General features: G+C 50.2%; 20 protein-coding genes. 14 read left to right on the top strand and 6 right to left on the bottom strand.

Translation table 11 applies throughout. The annotated features are described in order from the left end of the window. Positions 1-37 precede the first annotated feature (37 nt). Positions 38-727: an LrgB family protein gene (locus AB4Z33_RS07205; protein ID WP_442049275.1), complete on the bottom strand. Its 690-nt coding sequence runs from the start codon at positions 725-727 to the stop codon at positions 38-40. Next, on the bottom strand, positions 724-1,101 hold the full coding sequence (locus AB4Z33_RS07200; protein WP_442049274.1) for a CidA/LrgA family protein: 378 nt from the start codon (positions 1,099-1,101) through the stop codon (positions 724-726). Before AB4Z33_RS07200 ends, AB4Z33_RS07205 begins: the two co-directional genes overlap by 4 nt. 110 nt (positions 1,102-1,211) lie before the next feature. Here AB4Z33_RS07200 and AB4Z33_RS07195 point away from each other — a divergent pair, with 110 nt between their 5' ends. After that, positions 1,212-2,144, top strand: coding sequence for a LysR family transcriptional regulator (locus tag AB4Z33_RS07195; RefSeq protein ID WP_442049332.1), 933 nt, complete (start codon positions 1,212-1,214; stop codon positions 2,142-2,144). 78 nt (positions 2,145-2,222) lie between these two features. Next, positions 2,223-2,864: an NAD(P)-dependent oxidoreductase gene (locus AB4Z33_RS07190; protein WP_442049331.1), complete on the top strand. Its 642-nt coding sequence runs from the start codon at positions 2,223-2,225 to the stop codon at positions 2,862-2,864. Positions 2,865-2,959: 95 nt separating this feature from the next. Here the strand turns inward: AB4Z33_RS07190 and AB4Z33_RS07185 are convergent, their stop codons facing one another. After that, complete coding sequence (locus tag AB4Z33_RS07185) at positions 2,960-3,736, bottom strand: Cof-type HAD-IIB family hydrolase (protein WP_442049273.1); 777 nt, start codon at positions 3,734-3,736, stop codon at positions 2,960-2,962. 133 nt (positions 3,737-3,869) lie between these two features. On the opposite strand from AB4Z33_RS07185, the gene AB4Z33_RS07180 reads away from it, so the two are divergent. From AB4Z33_RS07180 to AB4Z33_RS07140, 9 genes are all read left to right on the top strand, one after another. After that, the gene (locus AB4Z33_RS07180; RefSeq protein WP_442049272.1) at positions 3,870-4,424 is read left to right on the top strand and encodes an NADPH-dependent FMN reductase; all 555 of its coding nucleotides are present in this window, start codon (positions 3,870-3,872) and stop codon (positions 4,422-4,424) included. Between the two features lie 159 nt (positions 4,425-4,583). Then, positions 4,584-5,168, top strand: coding sequence for a TetR/AcrR family transcriptional regulator (locus AB4Z33_RS07175; protein WP_442049271.1), 585 nt, complete (start codon positions 4,584-4,586; stop codon positions 5,166-5,168). A gap of 61 nt (positions 5,169-5,229) precedes the next feature. Continuing rightward, entirely contained in the window at positions 5,230-6,678 is a 1,449-nt protein-coding gene (locus AB4Z33_RS07170) for a DHA2 family efflux MFS transporter permease subunit (RefSeq protein ID WP_442049330.1), read from the top strand. 182 nt (positions 6,679-6,860) lie between these two features. Continuing rightward, entirely contained in the window at positions 6,861-8,465 is a 1,605-nt protein-coding gene (locus AB4Z33_RS07165) for a glycoside hydrolase family 43 protein (RefSeq protein WP_442049270.1), read from the top strand. Positions 8,466-8,511: 46 nt separating this feature from the next. Further along, positions 8,512-10,278 (top strand): cache domain-containing sensor histidine kinase, encoded by a 1,767-nt coding sequence (locus AB4Z33_RS07160; protein WP_442049269.1) that lies wholly within the window; start codon positions 8,512-8,514, stop codon positions 10,276-10,278. Continuing rightward, positions 10,271-11,866, top strand: a complete 1,596-nt coding sequence (locus tag AB4Z33_RS07155) for a response regulator (RefSeq protein WP_442049268.1) — start codon at positions 10,271-10,273, stop codon at positions 11,864-11,866. Before AB4Z33_RS07160 ends, AB4Z33_RS07155 begins: the two co-directional genes overlap by 8 nt. Positions 11,867-12,073: 207 nt before the next feature. Next, the gene (locus AB4Z33_RS07150; protein WP_442049267.1) at positions 12,074-13,426 is read left to right on the top strand and encodes an ABC transporter substrate-binding protein; all 1,353 of its coding nucleotides are present in this window, start codon (positions 12,074-12,076) and stop codon (positions 13,424-13,426) included. A gap of 85 nt (positions 13,427-13,511) precedes the next feature. Continuing rightward, complete coding sequence (locus AB4Z33_RS07145) at positions 13,512-14,417, top strand: carbohydrate ABC transporter permease (RefSeq protein WP_442049266.1); 906 nt, start codon at positions 13,512-13,514, stop codon at positions 14,415-14,417. A 1-nt stretch (position 14,418) separates the two neighbouring features. Further along, on the top strand, positions 14,419-15,249 hold the full coding sequence (locus tag AB4Z33_RS07140) for a carbohydrate ABC transporter permease (RefSeq protein ID WP_442049265.1): 831 nt from the start codon (positions 14,419-14,421) through the stop codon (positions 15,247-15,249). Between the two features lie 168 nt (positions 15,250-15,417). Here AB4Z33_RS07140 and AB4Z33_RS07135 read toward each other — a convergent pair whose 3' ends face one another. Further along, positions 15,418-16,278, bottom strand: a complete 861-nt coding sequence (locus AB4Z33_RS07135) for a helix-turn-helix domain-containing protein (protein WP_442049264.1) — start codon at positions 16,276-16,278, stop codon at positions 15,418-15,420. Between the two features lie 74 nt (positions 16,279-16,352). On the opposite strand from AB4Z33_RS07135, the gene AB4Z33_RS07130 reads away from it, so the two are divergent. The 3 genes from AB4Z33_RS07130 to AB4Z33_RS07120 all read left to right on the top strand — a co-directional run bounded on the left by AB4Z33_RS07130 (position 16,353) and on the right by AB4Z33_RS07120 (position 19,920). Further along, positions 16,353-18,668: a glycoside hydrolase family 95 protein gene (locus tag AB4Z33_RS07130; protein ID WP_442049263.1), complete on the top strand. Its 2,316-nt coding sequence runs from the start codon at positions 16,353-16,355 to the stop codon at positions 18,666-18,668. Positions 18,669-19,083: 415 nt separating this feature from the next. Further along, positions 19,084-19,212, top strand: coding sequence for a hypothetical protein (locus tag AB4Z33_RS07125; protein ID WP_442049262.1), 129 nt, complete (start codon positions 19,084-19,086; stop codon positions 19,210-19,212). A gap of 39 nt (positions 19,213-19,251) precedes the next feature. Further along, the gene (locus AB4Z33_RS07120; protein ID WP_442049261.1) at positions 19,252-19,920 is read left to right on the top strand and encodes an HNH endonuclease; all 669 of its coding nucleotides are present in this window, start codon (positions 19,252-19,254) and stop codon (positions 19,918-19,920) included. A gap of 60 nt (positions 19,921-19,980) precedes the next feature. Here AB4Z33_RS07120 and AB4Z33_RS07115 read toward each other — a convergent pair whose 3' ends face one another. Both AB4Z33_RS07115 and AB4Z33_RS07110 read right to left on the bottom strand, forming a co-directional pair. Then, positions 19,981-20,805: an AraC family transcriptional regulator gene (locus AB4Z33_RS07115; RefSeq protein WP_442049260.1), complete on the bottom strand. Its 825-nt coding sequence runs from the start codon at positions 20,803-20,805 to the stop codon at positions 19,981-19,983. Positions 20,806-20,835: 30 nt separating this feature from the next. Then, positions 20,836-21,861 (bottom strand): substrate-binding domain-containing protein, encoded by a 1,026-nt coding sequence (locus AB4Z33_RS07110; protein ID WP_442049259.1) that lies wholly within the window; start codon positions 21,859-21,861, stop codon positions 20,836-20,838. Between the last annotated feature and the right edge of the window lie 290 nt (positions 21,862-22,151).

Below are 22,151 nucleotides of genomic sequence, written 5' to 3'. Positions count from 1 at the left end.
TTTCATGAGCAGCTTATTTGTTGTGTATGTCATTTACTCATTGCAAGTAACCAACAAACCAAGGAGTGGTCACCAGCGTAACGAAAGCGGTCAGCATCATGGCAATTGTCGCAACGGAGCCGGATATGGGATCGTATTCCATTGCTTTCGTAATTCCGGCTGAGTGGGCGCTGGTGCCGAACAAAACGCCTCTGGCAATCGGGTTGTCGATTCTGCACCATTTGACGATTAGCGGCCCTACAATCATGCTCAGCAACCCAGTGACGAGCGTTGCAACAGCTGTAATCGTCGGCAGCCCGCCGATGCTGGCAGAGATGGATATCGCGATAGGCGTTGTGGCGGAACGCGGGGCCAAGCTGTCGATGATAGCGATCGGCAGTCCGAACATATAGGCGATGCTGGCGGAGGTGACGATCGCTAACGCAGCGCCGCAGCTAGCGCTAATCGTAATGATGGCGGCATCTTTTTTGAATACGGCAGCATTCTTGTACAAAATGACGGCAAGCGCGATCGTTGCAGGCTCAATCAGCTTTGTCAGCAGACCGGCCCCTGCGTTATACGATCGAAAGGATACACCGCTCCAATGCAGGGCGGCAATGACGATGATCGGCGTAATGAGGAGCGGGGTTAAAAGGATTTTACCTGTTTTGGAATAGACAAGCTTTGAAAACCAGAAAACGGCGATCGTGATACATAACCAGCCAATCGGCTCTAACAGCTTCATCATTGCCGGCCACCTGCTCTCCGTCTGCTTATGTATTGCCCGAGCAGTCCGCTGCACAGCATGACGGCGATGAGGCTCAACAGGATCGTCAACAAGATAGGTATGCCGCTTCGCGCAATCAAACTTCCGTAATCAATAATGCCGACTGTCGAAGGGATGAAGAACAGCAGCATTTGGGCGAGCAGCCAGGTAGCGCCTTGATCGATCCAATGCAATCGAATAACCCCGAGTTGGAGCAAAGCGAATAGGAAGATAATGCCGACAATCGTGCCAGGGATCGGAATATGCAGCCATGCAACGAAGGCGTCCGATCCTTGGGCGAGCAGGACGAAAAAGATAATCTGAGCAATGGTGCGCAATATGGATTTCACTTTCATCAGTCCGAACCTCGMTTTCATTCCATTAAGTATACGCAGTGCCCTCTTATGAGTAAAATGAATATATTGAATTGTTTTCATTCCATTTGGTTATGTAAAGAGGTGATCGTATCGACGTTCGGCAATTGCAGGTTGTATCGGAAATTGTACGGCAAGGCAGCTTTACGAAGGCTGCAGAGACTCTCCATGTCACGCAGCCTACGATTAGCAAAATAATTAAGAGCATAGAGGATGAACTGCAAATGGAACTGTTCGCGCGCGAAGGGAGAGCCTTCAAGCTGACAGATGCAGGTCATGCGATTCTACAGCATGCAGGCCCGATTTTGCAGGCCTTCGACAATCTGATGCAGGAATTAAACGATCTGTCCTACTTGAATAAAGGGAGTATCCGCTTCGGCGTGCCGCCGATGGCGGGCGCGCGTTTCTTCCCGGAAGTCATCAAGCAATTTCAAGAAAAGTACCCGGGCATCACGCTCGGCATGCTGGAGGACGGCGCGAGGAAGATTGAAGAGAGCGTTGCGGACGGCACGTTGGATGCCGGGGTAGTCCTATGGCCGGCCGATGAGGCGATGTTCAATTCCATCCCCATTGTGAAAGACCGGCTAAAAGTGATCGTGCCGGCGAATCATCCCTTCGCGGAGCGTCAGCGGATCAGCCTGAGAGAGCTTGCAGCAGAAAGCTTTATTTTGTTCAATAGCGACTTTGCGCTTCACGGACGGATTATTAACGAATGCCGACAAGCGGGCTTCGATCCTCGCATCGTTCATGAAAGCTCGCAGTGGGATTTCATTGGCGGGATGGTCGGTGCGGGCTTGGGGGTTGCCATGCTGCCCGGAGCCGTATGCAATCTTCTTGATGAGGAGAAGACGAGGGCAATCGAGCTTGATGATCCGATCATTCCTTGGGAGCCGGTGCTCGTATGGCGAAGGGAAGGTTATCTGTCCCGCGCAGCAAGGGAATGGGTACAGTTTATGACGGACTATTTCAGAGAAAAGCAGACTAAATTGCACGAGCAATCGGGGATGATTGGCGAAAACGGTTGACATAGCAGCCTATTGTAACTATTATAGTTACAGGAAGTGTAATTGTGATAGTTACAATAAATCGGGAGGTCATTTATGATGAAAATAGCAGTTATCGGTGCAAGCGGCAAAGCAGGGAACTTAATCTTGAAGGAAGCGGCTGCTAGAGGCCATGAAGTTACAGCGATCGTTCGCAACGCAGCCAAAGTTAACGAAGAAGGCGTGAACGTCATAGAGAAGGATTTATTCAATCTGACTTCGGCAGACTTGAAATCATTTGATGCGGTTGTTAACGCATATGCGGCACCTCACGGCGAAGAGCATCTGCATGTGGAGGCTGGACAAGTGCTTATTCATGCACTCCAGGATGCTCCGAACACTCGATTGCTCGTCGTGGGCGGAGCAGGAAGCCTGTTCGTCGATGAAGCGAAGACGGTCAGACTAGTTGAAACACCGGAATTCCCTGACTTGTATAAGCCGACTGCGCTTAACCAAGCGAAGAACCTGAACGACTTGGAACAGTCGACAGGCGTTCAATGGACGTTCATTAGTCCTGCCGCATTCTTCGATGCAGAAGGCAAGCGGACGGGCGCTTATCAGGTAGGCGCGGATAACCTGCTCGTTAACGCAAAGGGCGAMAGTTATGTCAGCTACGCTGACTATGCAATCGCAGTGATTGACGAAATCGAGCAGCCGAAGCATCTGAACAAACGGTTCACGCTTGTATCCGAAGGTCAATAAATCGATTACCACAGCACACAAAAAAACCGGCCGCAGCTCACGCTGCTTGGCCGGTTTATTGCGTTCCGTTGCAATTTATACTACAACTGAAGCTTCTAGTCGATCAGACCTGCATACTGCAGCCCTTTGCGAATGCCGCCTTCGTCGACGTGAGCAGTCACATAGTCCGCATAAGGCTTCACTTCTTCATGGGAGTTGCCCATCGCGATGCCGAGGCCGACAACGGACAACATCTCTACGTCATTGAGTCCATCCCCGAAGGCCACCGCTTCGGATACGGATAGATTGAGGTGCTTCAGCAGCGCCTCAATGCCTTGCGCCTTCGATCCATCGGATGGCAGTACGTCGAGCGCAGTCTTATGCCAACGGATGTAGCGCAGCGCAGGTACGGCTTCGATATACAGATGCTCTTCATGCTCCTCGCAATGAAGGAACACTTGATAGATGCTGTCGTTCTTCCAGAAGTCAGGGTCGTAACCCGGCAAGTCGACTCGAAGCGACTTGACGGCATCCACCATATGCGGATGGCTTTCCTCGCTCGCATAGAACTCGCTGTGTCCTTCGAACACGAGTGAATGGTTATGCTTGGCCGCATGGCCTACGAGCGCTTCAAGATGCTCGCGCGGAATTGCTTTCTCGAAGATCGGTTTTCCTTTGTAAACCACATATGCGCCGTTCAGGCTGACGAAGCTGTCGATGCCGAGCTGCTCGGCGATCGGCCGGAAGAAATATGGAGCTCTGCCGGTTGCGATAACGGCTTCCACACCGCGGCTCTGCAGCGCGCGTATGGCGTCGATCGTATCCTGCGGAATTTGCTTCCGCTCATTTACTAACGTTCCGTCAATGTCAAAAAAAGCAATTTTGTAGCTCATCCCAATATGATCTCCTATCCATAAATCTTCTATTTGATTCATTGCGTTGTATATTGTGGTAATATAACATCAGATGCCGTTATTAGGCAATCCAAAAACCATTTCCAATCGGACAAGGAGTCGTTGATTACATATGAAAATCGCAGCGCTTGTCGGCAGCAGCCGCAAAGGTTCGTTCAACAAACAAATTGCTGAGTTTATGGTGAAGCGTTATGCCGGTAACGGCAAGCTGACCATCGAGTTTGTGACTATCTCGGACCTTCCGCTCTACAACCAAGATAATGAATTGACACCGCCGCCGTCTGTTATTGAAGCCAAACGAATTGTCGCTGAGTGCGAAGGCGTACTTATTGTAACGCCTGAATATAATCATTCCGTGCCGACCCTGCTTAAGAACGCATTAGACTGGTTCTCCCGCGTCGACAAGGTGCTTGTAGGCAAGCCGGTATTCATCGTTGGCGCATCGCCAGGCGTGTTAGGCACGGCAAGAGCCCAAATACATCTCCGCCAAATTCTTAATTCGCCGGGCATTGCAGCCCTCACGCTGCCGGGTAATGAAGTATTCATTAATGGAGTCAGCGAGAAATTGAACGCCGATGGCGAGCTTATACATGAATCGACGGTTCAGCACTTGGACAAGCTGGTCGACAACTTTATCGGCTGGACACAGCGTTTGAAGCAGCAATAATAACCTCGTTATTAACGATAAAGGCCGGTTCGTAAGCTAGCTTATGAGCCGGTTTTTTTGCGTCTTGATGAAAGCGCTCCATAAAAGTTGAGGTTGACAGCGAACAAATATTCTGGTTTTATTATGTAGACCGATCGTTATAATGAAGAGGGTGATCCGGTGTCAGAGAAGCAAAATGCTAAGCAATCGATTGTGGAAACAGCCTCCAAGCTATTCGTTACGCAAGGCTATCATGCGACGGGACTTAGTCAAATTATTAAGGAAAGCGACTGTCCCAAAGGCTCTGTATATTATTACTTTCCGAAAGGGAAAGAGGAGCTGGCGATTGCTTCCATCGAATGTACGAAGCAAGAGGTGCTTGCGAAGTGGCATGATTGCTTCGATAGAAACGAACATCCCGCTGACGCAATTGCGATGTGCATCAACGAGCTGGCCGAAGACGTCGCCAAGAACGAGTATGAAGGTTATGTGCCGTTCAGCTTCTGGTTGGCTGCCGAGACATCATCGGTCAGCGACAAGCTGCGGGAAGCATGCCAATCCGTATTCGCCGCATGGCAAAATGTCATTTCCAGCCGATTGATGGTGACGGGGATCGGACAAGCTAAGGCTGCCGAGCTCGGCATGGTCATCGTATCCCTGCTCGAGGGGGCGTTGCTGCTCGCCATCACCAACCGCGATACGACACCGCTTTTAAGCGCTGCGAAATACGTGCCCTATCTGATCACGAAATGCCCTTCTTTATAAGGTGAAAACGTCATGCATACATCAAGACCTGATATAGGAGGAGAGAAATTTGCAAGCTACAATGACAGCAGGCATGCAAGATACGGGAGTGAAATACAAAGTGCTCCCGATTATGATTTCATTATTATTAAGCGGCTTTATCGGCATGTTCAGCGAAACGGCCCTAAATGTCGCGCTTAGCGATCTCATTCAAGTATTTCAAATTACGCCGGCAACGGTTCAATGGCTGACGACGGGGTACTTGCTTACTTTGGGCATTTTAGTGCCGATATCCGGCTTATTGCTTCAATGGTTTACGACGAGGCAGCTGTTTATTGCAGCGGTTAGCTTCTCGATTCTCGGAACGTTCATCGCGGCGATGGCGCCGAGCTTCGAAATGCTGATGACCGCACGCGTCGTGCAAGCAGTCGGCACAGCGCTGCTGCTGCCGCTTATGTTCAATACGATCCTTATTATTTTCCCAGCGGAAAAAAGAGGCGCGGCCATGGGCATTATCGGCCTAGTCATTATGGTTGCTCCGGCGGTCGGACCAACGATTGCCGGTCTGCTCATCGATAAGCTGAGCTGGAACTGGATTTTCTGGCTTTCGCTGCCTTTCCTTGTTATTGCTCTTATCTTCGGTATGTTCTTCATGCAGAACGTTTCGGAAATTACGAAGCCGCGAATCGACTTGTTCTCGATCCTGTTCTCGACGCTTGGCTTTGGCGGCGTCGTGTTCGGCTTCAGCAGCGCCGGTGAAGGTGATCATGGCTGGAGCAGCACGAAAGTGATCGTCTCGATGGTTGTGGGCATCATTGCCCTCATTATTTTCGCAATACGCCAATTACGCATGAAAGAACCGATGATGAATCTTCGCGCGTTCAAGAAGCCGATGTTCGTAGTCGGAACGTTAATGGTATTCATTTGCATGATGGTTATTCTGTCTTCGATGCTCGTCTTGCCGATGTTCCTGATATCCGGGCTAGGTCTTAGCGCGCTGACAGCAGGCTTGGTGTTGCTGCCGGGCGGCTTGATCAACGGTATTATGTCTCCGATCATGGGCGGCCTGTTCGATAAATTCGGACCCAAATGGCTCGTTATTCCTGGTCTAGTCATCGTTGCTGCCGTACTTTGGTTCTTCTCCGGCATTACAACGGCATCAACGCTCGCGCTCATTATCGTGCTTCATTCCTGCCTGATGATCGGCATTTCGATGGTATGGATGCCGGCGCAAACGAACGGCCTGAACCAATTGCCGCGCGAGCTGTACCCGGATGGCACGGCGATCATGAATACGCTGCAGCAGGTAGCCGGTGCGATCGGCACAGCGCTTGCGGTAAGCATTATGACGGCGGGCAGCAAGACGTTTATGGAAGGCGTGGACAACGCAGCCGACCCGGCGAACATTCCGCTAGCCTTGACGGCAGGCATCCAGAACGCCTTCATCTTCGCGATGGTTGTCGCGGTTATCGGCCTTGTCGTTGCGTTCTTCATCAAGCGCGTGAAGGTAGACAAAGCGAATCAGCATTAAACTTTATACTTGGCGGCTAAGTGCACACTCGTGCAGTTAGCCGCCTTTTTTTTCGTTATCGGAAATTCAAAACATGTTTAAAAAAAGCACACGGAACTAAAAAAACTTGCATACGCGCAGCGAACCTCCTGTGCTAGTCTGATTAACATAGGCTAAGTATCATTATTATTGGAGGAACGCGTATGCAGTCATCTAATCTAACCATTCAAAATCCGATTCTCCCCGGCTTTCAGCCCGATCCTTCTTTTGTCCGAGCGGGAGAAGACTATTATATCGCCACTTCGACGTTTGAGTGGTTTCCCGGCGTGCAGATCCATCATTCGCGAGATTTGATTCATTGGGAGCTCCTGCCTCAGCCGTTAACCCGCCCAGAGCAATTGGATCTTCGAGGCATACCGAGCTCAGGCGGCGTATGGGCGCCGGCGCTCTCTTATCATGACGGCATGTTCTATTTGCTCTACACAAATGTAGCTGCCCGCAAGAGCGTCTACAAGGACTTGCGCAATTATTTGGTGACGGCCGAGAGCATAGAAGGACCATGGTCCGATCCGGTCTTCCTGAACGGCAGCGGCTTCGACCCTTACTTATTCCATGACAAGGACGGCACGAAGTGGGTGCTCAATATGCAGTGGGATTTCCGAGATGACCACAAGCGGTTCCGCGGCATCGTCATGCAGCAATATGATCCTCGGCAGCAGAAGCTTATCGGTCCTGTTAAGACCATATACAATGGAACGGATATTGGCGTTACTGAAGGGCCGCAGCTATTCCATCGGGATGGATACTACTACTTGCTCGTAGCCGAAGGCGGTACAGGAGTTAATCATGCGGCAACCCTTTCACGCTCGCGCCATATCGAAGGTCCCTATGAGACGGATCCTGAGTATCCGATCATGACAACGAGAAGCAATCCGGACTTCCCGCTGCAAAATGCGGGCCACGGCTCGCTCGTCGAGACGCATACGGGCGAGTGGTATATGGCCCATATTTGCAGTCGTCCATTCGAAGGGACGAAGCTTAATCCGCTTGGCAGGGAGACGTCGATCCAGCGCTGCCGCTGGACGGAGGACGGCTGGCTGCGCCTCGACCACGAGGGTCGGCTTCCGGCCTTGACCGTGCCTGCGCCGCAGTTCGCTTCCGAAGCGGCAACAGCCATTCAGGCGATAATGGAGAAGGACGACTTCGATGCGGCTGAGCTTCATCGCGGCTTCCAGACGCTTCGGGTGCCTGCCGACCCGTCGTGGCTCACTTTGACGGAGCGTCCGGGTTATTTGCGTTTGCGCGGGAGAGAGTCGCTGTTATCGTGGCACCGGCAGAGTATGGCCGCGCGCAGGCTTCAGCATTTTAGATGCTCGGTTGAGACCCGGATGGAATATAATCCAGATCATTTTATGCAGATGGCCGGTCTCGTCTTCTATTATGATGAAGCGGATTATTATTATTTGCGAGTGACGCAGGACAGCGAGAAGGGCCGTGTGTTAGGCGTCGTGATGAGCAAGGCTGGCAAGTATGAGGAATGCAGAGGGCAGGAAATCAACGTGGATACATGGGACAGCTTCTATTTGCGAGCTGTCGTTCGGGATAGGGAGCTTTGCTTCTTCGCTTCGCCTGACGGGGATCTTTGGCAGGCGGTCAGCGATACGCTCGACATCGGCAGTTTATCCGATGAATATGGCGGCAAGCTTGGCTTCACGGGCACGATGATAGGCTTATGCGCGCAAGATTTGAACGGAGAGCTTAAGCATGCAGACTTTGATTATTTTAGTTATCGCCCCTTTTTGCATTAGCCGAGCCTATGCGGGCATGGTAAAGTTATGAAGGGGAGGGATGCCGATGTTCAGCGTGTGGCAGCAAAAGCGGCGAAGCATGTTCGTCAAGTTTTCGGCAGCTTTCATTCTCGTTGGTTTGATTCCGTTGCTTGCGCTCAGCTATTATTCCGTCCAGACGTTTACGGGCCATGTGGAGCGGTATACGTCTAACAATTTGAATCAAATGATGCTCTACATGAGCTATAACCTCAATTCGGTGTTCAAAGATTACGACGATGTGTCTCAGCTCATGTATACAGGGAGATATGACGGTTTCTACGAAGGCTCGAACGACAATCAGAGCTATAACGTCAATGAGCTGGAGCAAATCAATTCCATGCCGATCGACGGTTTTTTGAAGACGATCATCTTTAGCGATTCCTATATTCGGACAGCCTATTTCGTAAGGTCCTCGGATAACAAGCTTTTTTACCAGTACAAAGAAAATCAAGTATTTCAGCCCGAGCTGCTTCCGATCGAGGAATGGGGCAGAAGCTTCGACGAGAAGAAAAACAAAATCGCGATATTTCCGATGCACAAAGAAAGCTACTATAAAAATTCGGATGTGAACGTAATAACGGTCGGCCGTAATTTGATCGACGTATCGGGCACGCTTACAAGCGAGCCGAAGGTGCTCGGAACGCTTTACTTCGATGTCGATATCGCCGTCTTCGATCAGTTTTTCAAAGAGCTGAGCATCGGGAAGGACGACGAGCTTTACGTGCTGGACAGTGAAAACAACGTGTTCTTCAGCAATATGGACATCATGGGTAAGAAAGACGAGCTGCTGCGGGCTTCTAACGATGACACGCTTGTGTTAACGGAGACCATACCGTATTTGAAAGGGCAAGTGACCGCCTTATTCGTGAAAAAGGACCTGTACGAGCAGTTGGTGACCACGCGTCTTGCCGTCTATATCGCGATCTTCGTCAGCGCGGTCGTTCTTATCGTCATGGGCGCATGGTTCTCGCGCAGGTTGGCCGCTCCGATCAGCAGTTTGATCAAGCAGATGATCAAGGTCGAGTCTGGCAACTTGGATGCCCAGGTCGAAATCAAAGGCAATGATGAAATGGGCAGGCTCGGCCATGGCTTCAACCGGATGGTCGAACGCTTGGGGATATTTATCAACGATGCCTATGTAGCGGAAATCAAGCAGAAGCAGGCGGAGCTTAATGCGCTTAAGAGCCAAATCCGGCCGCATTATTTATACAACACGCTGGAGGTTATCCGCATGAACGCGGTTCATAATGACGCTGACGAGGTGGGCGATATGATTTTATCGTTGTCCAATCAGCTGAAGTACGTCATTGATTACGGTGAGGATTGGGTAACGCTACAGCAAGAGCTTGATCATCTTCGGGACTATTTTTATATCATCCAAGTGCGTTATGAGAACCGCTTCGAGCTGCGCGTTCATCTTTCCGAGCAGGTAGATCCTAACTGGCCCGTGCTGAAGCTGTCGCTGCAACCGATCGTGGAGAATGCGATCCAGCATGGCGTGCGGCCCAAAGGCAAAGGGACGGTAGGCATATCCGTCGAAGCGGCGGATGGACAACTTGCGATTACGGTATACGACGACGGCGTTGGCATGGAGAAGGAGCAGCTTCAGCGCTTGAACGAAATGTTATCCGATCCGAACACCCCCTCTAAGCATGTCGGTATCAAAAACGTCCATGAACGAATCAAAACGGTATGCGGCAGCGAGTACGGGCTAACCATCAGCAGCCGCCAGCATGTCGGTACATCGGTTCATTTGGCTATGCCGATCAAGGAGGGCTATGGACATGATTAAGGTTATACTTGCCGACGATGAGCCGCTTATTATCAAAGGGTTGCGCAAGCTCATCAATTGGGAGTCGATGGGCCTCGACATTGTAGGCCAAGCCTACGACGGCAACGAGCTGCTCGAATTAATCGAGACCAGCCAACCGGACATTATCATCAGCGATATTAGCATGCCGCATCGAACGGGAATCGAGATCATCAAAGAACTGAAGCGAAGAAACCATCCCGCCAAGGTGATATTCATTAGCGCTTATCAAGAGTTTTCCTACGCGAGAGATGCTGTTACGTACGGCGCTGCCGACTATTTGGTCAAACCCGTCGTGAAGCAGCAGTTGGAAGACGTGCTGCTTGGCGTGCTGTCGTCTATTACAGAGCAGCAGGAGGAGTTAAAGCGGAAGAGCAAGCTCCAGCTCTTGGAGAAGAAGAACAGGCATGAAGAGCTGCAGGAGTGGCTGCATCAATTGACGGACGGCACGCTAACGCCGCATTCGGAGGCTTACCGGCTGCTGGCTGCGGAACTGCCCGGTCCCCTGTATTCCGTTGCCATTATCGAGATCGATCAGTTCAAGGACGGTTCGGACCGTTGGTCGGAGAAGGAAGGACGTCTCATTGAATTTGCGATTGGCAACATCGTGCAGGAAATCGTCGTTGCCTCGCATAACGGGTTCGCTTTTCTAAAGGATCATAAATTCGTAGCCGTTATCAGCCACACGGATCGTAATGGGGCTGCTGCGATAGCGGACAACATCGTACACAATATCATGGTTTATTTGAAATTAAGCGTTTCTGCGGGAGTGAGCGAGCCCGTCGACGGAACGGATCGACTGGAGCACGCTTATCGATATGCGGAGCAGGCGCTGCAGATGAACTATTTTCTCGGGCGCGGCAAGGTCATCGCTTATGAGGCTCAAGAATCCAAGCAGCCGTTCGATAAAGAGCTGTACGGCATGCAAATGGAGGTTGTACGCAGTCTGACGGCGAATGCGTGGCCGGATGCCGTCCAAGCTCTGATCAAGCTGCTAGCGATCGTTAGAACGGGCGCCTACGGCAACCGAACGCTCGCCGTATCGACGAGTCTTTCTTCCGTCCTATTTATTTTGCAGGAAATGACCAAAAATGGCGTTCAACTGCCGGACGGCGCGATCGACATGCATGAGCTGCAGAGCAGGCTCGGCTCCTGCGAGACGTTCGAGCGATTGCAGGATGAAACGATCCGCGCGATCGAGCAAATTTATACCATGGTGGACGTCGATTCCGGGAATAAGGACAAAATATTGTTAGCCAAAATCAAGCAATATATCGAGAAGAACTATGCGCAAGAAATTACGCTCGAGTCGGTCGCCGGCATTGCGTTCATGAATCCTTATTACTTCAGCAGCTTCTTCAAAAAACATACGAAGCAGAACTTCAAGCAATACGTTACCGAGGTTAGGATGAAGCACGCGATCAGGCTGCTCCTTCATACAGATGGGATGGTATACGAAATAGCGGAGCAGGTCGGGTACAACAACGCCCGGCATTTCAGCGATATGTTCAAGAAGCAATTCGGCCAGCTGCCGAACGATTACCGCCAGGAACGGAAAAAAAGCGAATGACCGGGCTTCCGGTCATTTTCGTTTTAAGGGAAGCGTCAGAACGTGTCAACGATCTTAAATTAACCGCATACGCGGCTTAAAAAAGTTCATTCTAACGGTTTTCGAACGATGTTACTCTGTATACAGGGAAAGCGTATACACTCGATGCTGCGCACATCGACGACCCAATCCCGGAACATGCATATCAAAGGGGAGGCTTATACACATATGAACAAAAAATCATTGACTCAGCTTGCATCAGTAGCCATTGCTACTTCACTCGTATTGACGGCATGCGGCGGAAACAATAATGGCGGCAATAAGAACAACACCGGCGGGACGAATGAAGGGACGGCAACGAACGCGCCGGGCAAGGAAGAGGCGAAAGAGGTCAGCTTCTCGATCGGTTACGCAACCGGCGATCCGGCAGGCAAAAAAGCGATCGGCGATGCGATCAAAGCGTTCACCGAAGCAAATCCTAACATTAAGATCGTCGACATAAGCGAAGGTACGTCATCCTCTTACTTGGATTGGCTCAAAACGAAGGATGYCGTAGGCGAGTTTCCCGATCTAGTGGAAATGCGCGATACGGAGCTGTTCGCTAATGCCGGCAAGATCGTCGAGCTGCCGTCGGAGCTTCTTGACTTGTTCGGAGAAGTACCGATGGTCGGCGGCAAAGTATACAACGCGCCGCTGACGCTGAACGCGCCCCAAGGCATTATTTATAGTAAAAAAGCTTACGCGGATGCAGGCATTGCCGAGCTTCCGAAAACATACGACGAATTTCTTGCCGCGCAAGAAAAGCTGAAAGCAACAGGCATTACGCCGATCGTCGTTGGCGGCAAAGATATTTTCCATATGGGCTTCTGGCTTAACAAGTTCCTGATTGACGATGTCTATTCCAAGGATGCGGACTGGAACTCCAAGCGCACAGCGAAGTCGGTTAGCTTCACGGACGAAGGTCCCGTGCAAGCAATGACGGATTACAAAGAGCTGTTCTCGAAATACGTCGACAAAGGCTGGCTCAGCACGGCCGACAACCAAACGGCATCGATTCTCGTATCGGGCAAAGCGGCGCAGCTGTTCTCCGGTCCGTGGATGTTCACGCAGATCGCCGAAGCCGATCCGAACTTCGAGTTTGGCTATTATCCGCTGCCTGATAGAACGGGCGCCATCAACGTCATCGGCCTGCCGTCGCCTGCTGGTTGGACATTGTCCGCCGAAGCGGCCAAAGATGCGGATAAAGCCGAAGCAATCAAAACGTTTATCAAGTTTTTCTTCAGCAAGGAGCAGTACTCGCAATTTTTGAAAGCGTCAAACGGCATCCCTTCGACGAAGGAACAGATTACGTACGAGTCGACGCCGCAAATGCAAGACGTGCTCAAAGTGATGGCTGATCCTAACGTGAAAAAGTCGCTGGCTATCAATAACTGGTGGGGCGAGAACCAAATTCCTCCGCAATTCCGCAACTGGTTCTACAAGCTGATGCAGGATCTAGTGCTTAAGGATGCGGACGTAAAAGAGTACATGTCCAAAGCGGACGCGGAGTACGATACGCAGGTTAAGGCAAACCAGCAGTAATGGAATGAAGTCGGATGGAGCCGGGGCCTTTGCATACTGCAAGGGCCTCCGTTAATCCGGCGTTTAATCGGAGGAGGAGAGCACCATGGCCATGCCGCTTGCAAAYAAAAAGAAAAAGAAAAAATGGCAGATCTATGCGGTTTTGTTCATCTTGCCGTCTTTCTTATTGTATACGCTGTTCGTTATCGTACCGACGATCAGCAGCATGTACTTAAGCTTAACGTCGTGGGATGGCGTTAGCAGCGATATCCGGTTTATCGGACTAAGCAACTTCGTGGAAATATGGAATAGCGAACGGGTTCATAACGCGCTGAAAAATACGCTGCTTATGGCGGTAGTATTGGTTTTGTTGGAAAATATCGTCGCCATGGCGCTTGCGATTTTCGTCGATCAAGTGAGATGGTTCCGCAATTTGTTTCGCAGCGTGTTCTACTTCCCGGTGCTGCTAAGCGGCATCGTTATGGGTTTCGTATGGACGATTATCCTAAATTACAACTTCGGCGTATTGAATCAACTGCTGGACGTCGTTGGACTGGGCCAGCTTAAGGCGGATTGGCTCGGAGATMCCGATTATGCCCTTATTTCGATCATTCTGTCGACGGTTTGGAAATCGGCAGGCTACTACATGATTATTTATTTGGCCGGATTGCAGAGCATTCCGCAGGATCTGTCGGAAGCGGCAAGCATCGACGGAGCGAACAGATGGCAGCAGTTCCGCCATATTACGTTCCCGCTGCTTGCGGGCGCTATGACCGTATGTGTTGTGCTCTCCATGATCAGCGCGCTCAAAATTTTCGACCAAATCGCGGTCATGACCGACGGCGGCCCTGGATTCGAGACCGAGACATTGACGTATATCATTTACAAAGTAGGCTTCGGCGAGCTGCGTCAAGGCTTCGGTACGGCGCTTGCGCAAGTGCTTTTCGTCCTCATCATGATCGTTACGGTTATTCAGGTGAAATTTTTGCGGAAGCGGGAGGTGCAGCTCTAAGATGCAGAAGAGAAGAAAGCTTAACGACATCCTGTTGTTTGCAGGGACGCTGCTGCTCGCTCTCGTGTTTTTCTTCCCGATTTTGTTCAATATCATGTCGGCGTTCAAAAGCAATGCGGAAATTATGAAAGACGCCATCGCTTTTCCGAAAGGCTTATATCTGGACAGCTTCAAATATTTGCTGATGGAGACGGAGTATCCTCGGGCGATCTTGAACAGCCTGATCCTAACGGCTATCTCGATTTTGTTCATGATATTGCTCATCCCGATGGCGGGTTATGCCATTGAGCGCCATGACAAGAGATGGACGCGTGCCGTATTCGTCTTCTTCCTTGCAGGCATGATGATTCCGTTCCAAGCGTACATGATACCTTTGTTCAAGGAATTGAAAATGCTGGGGCTGTACGGTAATCTGGCGGGACCTGTTATGATCTATATTTCCGGGTCAGTCGGCTTTGGCAGCTTACTGTATACGAGCTTCCTGAAGGGCATTCCGAAGGAGATCGAGGAATCCGCTGAAATCGACGGCTGCTCGAAGTACGGTATATTCTGGCGCATCGTCTTTCCGCTGCTCGGACCGTGTACGGCTACACTGGTTGTACTGAACGGCCTTGGGATATGGAACGATTTCCTTATGCCGATGCTTGTCTTGCCTTCGGGCCAAACGAAAACGATGATTGTCGAGATCTTCTACTATGTGGGCGAGTTTTCGTCCCGTTGGGACATGATCTTCGCTGGAACGACGATGTCGATCATCCCGATTCTGATCGTATTCCTGTCGCTGCAGAAGTACTTCGTGAAGGGTATCGCTTCGGGTGCTATTAAAGGGTAAATTATAGGTAAGTAGAGAGGCAGCGCTTAAAGGTGAGTTCTTCGCCTTTAAGCGCTGTCTCTTTGCAATGTGCGGAGTCGGACGTTAGTTATTTGCACGAATACCTTAGTTTCATCCAATGTTATGGGATGTAATCGTTTTTATAATAGTAGTGAACAATGGAATCCATTATGGCTTGTGATGAGGCGCAGCGCGGTACTCGGTAGGCGAAAGGCTCGTTTCTTTGCGGAAAAACTTCGTAAAATGGCTTGTATCCTGGAAGCCTATCTGATCGGCTATTTCCTTGATGCTCAGCGGTGTTGTGGTCAGCAGAAGCTTGGCGCGCTCGACGCGCTTAAGGCCTACGTATTTCATTGGCGGTACGCCGAGGTGCTTCTTGAAATAGGCGATAAAGTAGTTAGGGTGCAGATGGACAGCCTCGGCCATTTGCTCAACGGTGATGCTTGTGTTCAGATGTGAGGCGACATATTGCTGAATCACGGCAAGACGGCTTATTTCATCCGAACGATGCTGCAATACACGTACCTTCACGTCATCGAGGTAAAGCGCGACAAGCTCTAGCAGCATCGCTTTCTCCCGCAGGCGAGCGGCTATCGCATGCTGCCATTTGGCATCCACCATAGCTTGGAAAAGCGTCGTTATGCGGTTCGAATCTTGCGCATCGATACATAGCGGCATGCCGATCCATTGAAACAGATCGAACGGTCCGGCCGTAATCGAGAAATGGCACCAATATTTCAAGAAGGGACGGCGGCCGTTAACGGTGCCGAAGGATATTGGAGCATGTGCTGGCGCGATGAACAGCTGACCAGCCTTCGGGGTATATTCGGTATCGCCGACCCGTATCCAGCCTTCGCCTTCGCATATGTAATACAGTTTATTGTAAGGCGGATGAGTGACATCTTCGCCCCACTCAATGGATACTTGCGTGTAATCGGCAGCATGGATTTGCAACTGAATCGATTGCAGCAGATCGGACAAAGTCTGTTGTTCGTCAAGAAATAACATAAGTTCACCTGCAGTCGGCATGAATGGTCGTACAAATTCTATAGTAAAGCAATATTAGCGTAATTCATAGAACCATTCCAATCGGAGGTTATTAAATGACGAATCAGCTTGAAAAACGTATCTGGTACAAGCAGCCAGCTGGCGCATGGGAAGAAGCGCTGCCGATCGGCAACGGAAAGTTAGGAGGCATGGTGTTCGGCGATCCGAAGCGCGAACGAATCGCGCTTAATGAGGACAGCGTATGGTACGGAGGCCCGCGGGATCGGAACAATCCAAGTGCGCTGCCTAACCTTCCTAAGATTCGCAGTCTGCTTAGTGAAGGCAAGCTTCGCGAAGCAGAGGAGCTAAGTGTAATGGCGCTGTCCGGCGTCCCCGAATCGCAGCGCCACTACTTGCCGCTAGGCGATCTTGCTTTGCAATTCCGGTACGAGAATAACGATGTATCGGAGTATACGCGCGAGCTGGATGTCTTCAGCGGCATTGCCGCCGTATCGTATCAGATGGGAAGCATTAAGTATTTAAGAGAAAGCTTCGCAAGTTTTCCGGACGAGTCGATCGTTACGCGTATAACAGCTGACCAGCCGGGAAGCATTAGCTTCACCGCGAGGCTGCTTCGCGGTCCCGGCAACCGTTTTTATGATGAACTCGTGAATGCCAATGATGCAGGGAATACGCTGCTTATGCGGGGCAACTGCGGCGGGGCTGGAGGCATGGAGTTCCGCATGGCGCTGAAGGCTGTCGCCGAAGGCGGCAGCGTTAAGATTATAGGCGAGCATCTTATCGTCGACAATGCTGACAGCGTTACGTTATTGCTAACCGCTGCAACCGAGTTTCGGCATGAAGATCCAGAATGGTATGTGCTGCATTCGGCTGACATGGCAGGGACATACTCCTATGAGGAGCTTCGATCAAGACATGTGCAGGATATAAGCCGTCTTACCGAGCGTGTGACACTGAAGCTTGGCGGAGAAGAGCTATTCGCCCAATTAACAACGGATGAGCGGCTCAAGCGGGTACAGCAGGGCGAAGAGGATAGCGGTCTTATGGCGCTTTATTATCATTTTGGACGTTATTTGTTATGTGCCAGCAGCCGTCCCGGCTCTTTGCCGGCGAATCTGCAGGGGATATGGAACGATAAGATGCTTCCGCCTTGGGACAGCAAATATACGATTAAYATCAATRCRCAAATGAAYTATTGGCCAGCGGAATCGGGCAATTTGGCAGAATGCCATGAGCCGTTGTTCGACCTGATCGAGCGGATGCGCGAACCGGGCCGTCATACGGCTCGCGTGATGTATAATTGCGGCGGCTTCGTTGCTCATCACAATACCGATATATGGGGCGATACGGCGCCGCAGGATCTTTATTTGCCGGCGACCTATTGGCAGATGGGCGCCGCTTGGCTTTGCTTGCATCTATGGGAGCATTATGAATACAGCTTAGACAGAAGCTTCTTGGAGAAGGCCTATCCGACGCTGAAGGAAGCAGCTCAGTTCTTCGTTGAATTTTTGATCGAGACAGACAACGGMTTGCTCGTTGCGTCGCCGTCGGTATCGCCGGAAAATACGTATATTTTGCCGAGTGGACAATCAGGTGTTCTATGCGTTGGCTCGTCGATGGACAGCCAAATTTTATATGAGCTGTTTGGTGCCTGTATCGAAGCGTCGCGAACGCTTGCGGTAGACGAGACGGAGAGGGCGCAATGGCACGGAATCGTGGAGCGCTTGCCGCAGCCTAAGATCGGCAAGCATGGACAAATCCAGGAATGGCTGGAAGATTACGAGGAGGCCGAGCCGGGACATCGGCATATTTCGCATTTGTTCGCCCTTCATCCTGGCAAGCGATTCACCGTACGCGGAACGCCGGAATGGGCGGAAGCGGCCAAGGTAACGCTGGAGCGCCGATTGGCGAGCGGAGGCGGTCATACCGGCTGGAGCAGAGCATGGATCATCAACTTCTGGGCTAGACTTGAGGAAGGCGAAAAAGCTTATGACAATGTGCATGCGCTTCTCAGCCATTCGACGCTGCCGAATTTGTTCGACAATCATCCTCCGTTCCAAATCGACGGCAACTTCGGCGGTTCGGCAGGCATCGCCGAAATGCTTGTGCAAAGCCATGAAGGCGAGATTCATCTGCTTCCTGCGCTGCCAAAGGCATGGGCCAACAATGGAGAGTTAGCAGGTATTCGTGCCAGTGGCGGTTATTCGGTCGACCTTCGTTGGGCAGACGGCCGGTTAACGGATGCAACGATTCGCTCGCAAGCAGGAGGAAGCTGCATTGTCCGGGCTGCTGGACTAACAGGCGTAGAGGAAGAGGGCGAATCATCAGTTGCTTATCGTATATCGGAAAACGGCGTTGGGAGCTGGGAAGCAGCGGCTGGCAGCAGCTACCGCTTGAGGTTTAACAATTAAAAGATGCGTTCATATATGAATTGGTTGTTCCAAATGTATTCGCGCGACATGGGACGTCCTAATTAATTCTCGAAGGGCCTCTAAATTCCTCTACAAAGTGGAACTTGGAGGCCCTTTTTTCATGTCAGGGGGATGGATGGATTAAACTTCGTGGATGAATTAGCCACTTTTGTATGATAAAACGATAAGTTTTGACTAGTTACATCGGTTTTATCAGATCTTATCTGAAAAATCATATAAATTGAGATCTAGATCGTATCTAATTGGTTAACAGTTAATAAGCTTTTTACGATAGTTATACGATAACCGACAACTCCAAATAACGTCACAAAAAACTCAGCATTATCGCCTAATATAAGTGCATGGTATAGTATAATCTATAGGAGCTTGGATTACTTGCGAAGGAGGAGTTAGAATGGGTGTACCGGTTGGCGTGTGGATAGCCGCAGCTATTATCGTTGTTTTATTATGCTGGATGACGTTCTGGGTAACTAACAAGGCGTACTCCAAGAAGTGGGATGACCAAGAGGAAGACAAAATATAAAGCGTGGGATGCTTAGGCGCGCTGTCTGGAGTTATAAATATGGATGAGCTTGAACAGGTGCAGGAGACGGTTCGTCCAAGCACGCAAAAAAAATGCTCGCACTGCGGGCAGAGCAAGCCGCTTGCGGAGTTTCTGCGAAGGACGGGCAGGCGCTCCGGTCCCGGATCTAGACGCGGCGCATGCAAAGATTGCCGCAAGCTTCGGGCATCTGCTGCCGAACCTTCAGAGACGGCTGCCCGCGCCTCGACGGGCAAAGCTCGGACAACGTTAGAGCAAGCATTGCCTGTAACAACAGCACCAGCGCCAGCACCAGCACCAGTAACACCTGAAGTTTCTGCCAAAGGCGAGATTGTTCTTAGACCAACGCGCAAAGGGTTCATATGGATGCGAGGGTTGACGGATAAAGGCCGGAGATGGCATCAGGAGATCGAGCTGGCGCTGGCGAGTTTGCTTGTGAAGGAAGGGATGGCCGTTGTTGTCAACCGCCATACGATTCGCCGGCTCTATAGCAACAAGTCTTTCCGTCAATATATACTTGCTAGAGACCAACATACCTGTTATTTCTGCGGTGAATATGGCGATACGATCGATCATAAGCTTCCGCGCGCGAAGGGCGGCCACACGACACCAGTCAACTGTGTATGCGCTTGCAATTCTTGCAATCAATCGAAGGCTGACCAAGACATTGAGTCGTTTATGAACCTATAATTCAGACAGTTTCAGCCGATTTCTCCGAAAAATCAGCCCTTTATCGAGAAGGGCAACCCCTTATTTCTCCACAAAAGGAGCCAAATCCTTGACTAGGCTGCTGCGGAATTGCCGCGGAGATAAGCCTTTCGTTTTTTTGAAAATTTTCGAAAATAATAGCGGATCATCATATCCGACGGACCTGGATATGTCGCCGATCGATAGCTCGCTATGCTCGATGAGCTCGCAAGCCTTATTAATGCGATACAGGATCAAATAATCCTGTATGCTGAAGTGAACGTTCGCCTTGAATATCGAGCATAAATAACTGCGATCAAGCCCGATCATCGAGGCAATGCGGGATACGCTTATTTTGCTGGCGTAATTGTGCTCGATGAAGTCGATCACTTGCTTAACGTATTGCTTCTTGCGGTTCTCCCTCTTATCGGTTGCCTGTTCAGCCGTCCCACTTTCAACGAGCAGTGAGAGCAGCATATACAGAAGTCCGGTCAATCTCAGATCGCGCGAGCGATTCAGGTTTTTAGACTGGATGATCTGCTCCATATAGCGATAGAGCAAGTCGTCCTTGTCGTAGGTGAAAATAGGCGAGGCCGATGTCAAATTGGCCTGAATGAGAAACGATTCCGCCTGAGCCCCGTGAAAGCCGAGCCAACAGTAATGCCATGGATTAGATGTATCCGCTTCATAATAGCTGATCTCATCCGGACAGATCAGAAATCCTTGTCCTCTTCGCAACCGATATGTATGTCCTCCCGATTCGAATATTCCCTCACCCTCAAGCACGTAATGCAGCAGATAATGATCGCGTGTTGCCGGTCCGAAATAGTGTCCAGGCAAGCATTGTTCGATACCGTACTGATTCAATTGAAGATCGGTATGCTTCACATTTCGAGAAAGAAATTCAATGATATCGCATCACCTCGCAAGAACTTCATCTCTGATAATGACGTCGGCTTGAATCAATATTTTCTCATAGACGGCCTCCGGATTCAGGATTCGCCATAGCAATTGATCAACTGCTCGCTTGCCCAACTGTTCCATATCGATATTAACGGTCGCCCAAATCGGATGATTGGGATGCGTGTTGTCATAGCCGGTAAGGATTAAGCTGTCGGGAACCGTGATATTCATCTGTTTGAACTGGTACAAGATATGGTCTACAACAATGTCGTTTATACAAATGAATGCTTCCGGCAGTCCATGTTGCCTTATTGCGATCGGGAACGTTTCATGGAATTTTTCATGTTCATTCTCTGGACCAATAAGCGATGGAATTTGCTTGAGCTCTATGTCATGATCCTCAAGTGCTGCGCGAAAGCCCAGATACCGTTCGTAGAAGCTAGGAGCATCCTTGATGTTGCCGACGAACTGAAAGTTCCGATAGCCTTTGCGTATCGCCGCTGTCGTAATTATCCGCATGTTGGACAGATTATCCGTAAAGATGGCATCGCTCTTGAAAGCGGGATCATTATGGTCAACCATCATGACAGGTATACCAAGGCGCTTGATCTCAAGCAGGATCGACGTCGAAATACAGCCAACCGTAAGGATACCCATGATCGCTTCTGGATTGAGCAGCGAAAACACGGAATCGTCCTTTGGCTCAGTCAGCGTAAGGATATTAATCCCCTTCTGATCAAGATGAGTAGAGATTCCGTTTATAATAGGACCCCAATAAAGCGATTCCGTATTCTGATAGCGAACGTTCGGGAACAGCACGAGTACGGTACCCGACCATTCACGCGTATTTAGATCGGTTAGTTCGTTCGATACAGGCGCATTCGGAGATTCCTTGAAATAACCGAGATGCGCGGCAGCTTTCAATATACTTTCGCGAGTCTGGGGACTGACTCCGGATTTGCCGGATAATCCGCGGGAAACGGCGAATTTGGATAACCCTGTATAGTCAGCTATAGCTTGAATAGTTACTTTACCTTTCACGATATCATCCTACTTTGGTTAGTTTAGTGGGTAGCTTTTGGCATATTAACCTTAATATTAACTGATTGGACGAGCGAGTAAAACCATTCTTTTCATACATCGTGTGACTTTGTTCCTATGTTTGGTTAATGGAGCTAGTAAATAAAAAAATGTTAGCATCATTAACAAAAAACAAACATAATAACTTTTGTTTTGTTATTTTTGTTATGTTATTAAAGATAGCATCATTTGGCATAACGCACAAGGGGGTAAATGCTATAAGAATAAGTATATTAGGCGCTTTTTCATGT

Source organism: Paenibacillus sp. 2TAB19, assembly GCF_052115185.1.
Classification (GTDB): Bacteria; Bacillota; Bacilli; order Paenibacillales; family Paenibacillaceae; genus Pristimantibacillus.
Note: the sequence above shows the minus strand (reverse complement) of the source record. Positions and strands in the feature narration are given on the sequence as shown.

What these genes read in the sequence shown, in the direction of transcription:
- AB4Z33_RS07205 (WP_442049275.1), bottom strand. Translation starts at nt 727, where the DNA reads ATGATGAAGCTGTTAGAGCCGATTGGCTGGTTATGTATCACGATCGCC.
- AB4Z33_RS07200 (WP_442049274.1), bottom strand. Translation starts at nt 1,101, where the DNA reads ATGAAAGTGAAATCCATATTGCGCACCATTGCTCAGATTATCTTTTTC.
- AB4Z33_RS07185 (WP_442049273.1), bottom strand. Translation starts at nt 3,736, where the DNA reads ATGAGCTACAAAATTGCTTTTTTTGACATTGACGGAACGTTAGTAAAT.
- AB4Z33_RS07180 (WP_442049272.1), top strand. Translation starts at nt 3,870, where the DNA reads ATGAAAATCGCAGCGCTTGTCGGCAGCAGCCGCAAAGGTTCGTTCAAC.
- AB4Z33_RS07170 (WP_442049330.1), top strand. Translation starts at nt 5,230, where the DNA reads ATGACAGCAGGCATGCAAGATACGGGAGTGAAATACAAAGTGCTCCCG.
- AB4Z33_RS07165 (WP_442049270.1), top strand. Translation starts at nt 6,861, where the DNA reads ATGCAGTCATCTAATCTAACCATTCAAAATCCGATTCTCCCCGGCTTT.
- AB4Z33_RS07160 (WP_442049269.1), top strand. Translation starts at nt 8,512, where the DNA reads ATGTTCAGCGTGTGGCAGCAAAAGCGGCGAAGCATGTTCGTCAAGTTT.
- AB4Z33_RS07155 (WP_442049268.1), top strand. Translation starts at nt 10,271, where the DNA reads ATGATTAAGGTTATACTTGCCGACGATGAGCCGCTTATTATCAAAGGG.
- AB4Z33_RS07140 (WP_442049265.1), top strand. Translation starts at nt 14,419, where the DNA reads ATGCAGAAGAGAAGAAAGCTTAACGACATCCTGTTGTTTGCAGGGACG.
- AB4Z33_RS07135 (WP_442049264.1), bottom strand. Translation starts at nt 16,278, where the DNA reads ATGCCGACTGCAGGTGAACTTATGTTATTTCTTGACGAACAACAGACT.
- AB4Z33_RS07125 (WP_442049262.1), top strand. Translation starts at nt 19,084, where the DNA reads ATGGGTGTACCGGTTGGCGTGTGGATAGCCGCAGCTATTATCGTTGTT.
- AB4Z33_RS07120 (WP_442049261.1), top strand. Translation starts at nt 19,252, where the DNA reads ATGGATGAGCTTGAACAGGTGCAGGAGACGGTTCGTCCAAGCACGCAA.